Annotated in this window: 2 protein-coding genes; both read left to right on the forward strand. The window is 68.8% G+C overall.

All coding sequences use genetic code 11. The annotated features are described in order from the left end of the window. Positions 1 to 647: FAD binding domain-containing protein (locus tag EN932_RS35060; protein WP_206619006.1), on the forward strand; the 647-nt coding region annotated here is incomplete at its 5' end. Further along, a partial coding sequence (locus EN932_RS35065) for a molybdopterin cofactor-binding domain-containing protein (RefSeq protein WP_164890809.1) occupies positions 637 to 1,921 on the forward strand: 1,285 nt, incomplete at its 3' end. The genes EN932_RS35060 and EN932_RS35065, both read left to right, overlap by 11 nt.

The raw sequence follows: 1,921 nt of genomic DNA on the forward strand, positions 1-1,921 counted from the left end.
GCGATGCGCTGGGCGGCGAAAACCGCCTGCACGCCGTGCTCGGCTGGAGCGACGCCTGCATCGCCACCCACCCGTCGGATTTCTGCGTGCCGCTGGTGGCGCTCGACGCCGTGGTCGAGATCGAAGGCAAGAAGGGCCGGCGCCATGTTTCGCTGGAGGAATTTCACCGGCTTCCCGGCGAAACGCCGCAGCGGGAGAATGCGCTGGAGCCCGGCGACCTGATCGTGGCGGTGCGCCTGCCGGCGGAGGCTGCCTCCTTCTCCGCCAATGCCCGCTACCTCAAAGTCCGTGAACGCACCTCCTATGCCTTCGCCGTCGTATCGGCCGCGGCAGCGCTTGTCGTCGACGGCGGCAAGATCCGCGCCGCAAGGCTGGCGCTGGGCGGCGTCGCGGCCAAGCCGTGGCGGGCACGCTCGGCGGAAGCCGTCCTGCTTGGCGCGGACGCCAGCGAGGCGACCTTCGCCAGCGCCGCGGACGCTGCCTTGGCCGATGCCAGCCCTTCCGGCGACAATGCCTTCAAGATCGAGCTTGCCCGCCGCATCGTGACCAGGGCGCTGATCTCTGCGCTTTCGGGAACGCCCGAGCGTCTGCCGGCCCTTCCTGCCTCCCCGTTCTCGAACATTCCTGGAGCGCGCCATGACGCTTGAACTCAGCCTCAACCAGCAACCCGCCCATGCCCGGCAAGGCTCCAGCATCGGCCAGCCGCTGACCCGCCGCGACGGCTTTCTGAAAGTCACCGGAGCCGCGCGCTATGCCGCCGACAACCATCCGCCCGGCATGCTCTACGCCGTGCTCGCTGTCTCTAGCATCGCGCGCGGCCGCGTCGCTGCGCTGGATGTCGAGGCGGCCAAGGCACACAAGGGCGTGGTCGAGGTGATGACGCCCAAGAACCGGCCAGCGCTCGCCGCCGATCCGGACGCCAAGGACCATCCCTTCATGTTCCGGCTCGACCTCTTGCAGAACGACCAGGTCCGCTACCCCAATCAGAGCATCGCCGTGGTGATCGCCGAGACGCTGGAGGCGGCGACCGAGGGGGCGGCGCTGCTGTCGCCGCGCTATGAAGTGATGCCGGCGCGCGTTGGCCTCGACGGCGCCGAAAGTATCGTGCCGCGTGCTGTCGGCGTCGGCGGTCCGGCCGTGCAGTACAAGGGCGATGTCGAGGCCGGCCTCAAATCGGCAAAGACGCGGATCGAAGCCACCTACGAGACGCCGGCCCAGTACCACAACGCCATGGAGCCGCATGCGATCGTCGTCGCCTGGGAAGGCGACACACTGTCGATCGACACACCGAGCCAGGGCCTTGCCATGGCGCAGGGCCGCATCGCCGGCCTGTTCGGCATCGCGCCGGAGAACATCCACATCCGCAGCCCGTTCCTGGGTGGCGGCTTCGGCTCGAAAGGCATGATCTCCGGGCCGCAGGTGCTCGGCATCCTGGCGGCGCGTCTCGTCGGCCGTCCGGTCAAGCTGGTGCTGCGACGTGAGCAGATGTACGGGCCGGTCGGCCACCGTGCGCCGACGCGCCAGACGCTGCGCATGGGCATGGATGGCGAAGGGCGGCTGACGGCGCTCGACCATCACGCCAAGACCGCGTCGAGCACGTTCGACGATTTCTTCGAACCGGCGGCGGATGCCTCGCACACACTCTATGCCAGCCCGGCCATCGCCACCTCGCACGATGCGGTGCGGCTCGATACCGGTACGCCGCTGTTCATGCGGGCGCCCGGCGAAGCCACCGGCTCGATCGCGCTGGAGAGCGCTATCGATGAGGCAGCCTACGCCTGCGGCATGGACCCGCTGGAATTCCGGCTGCGGAACTATGCCGAGGTCGAGCCGATGACCGGCAAGCCGTTTTCCTCCAAGGCGCTGCGCGAATGCTACAGGCAAGCGGCCGAGACGTTCGGCTGGGCGAGCCGCCCCATTC

Source organism: Mesorhizobium sp. M7A.F.Ca.US.002.01.1.1, assembly GCF_004022955.1.
Taxonomy (GTDB): Bacteria; Pseudomonadota; Alphaproteobacteria; order Rhizobiales; family Rhizobiaceae; genus Mesorhizobium; species Mesorhizobium ciceri.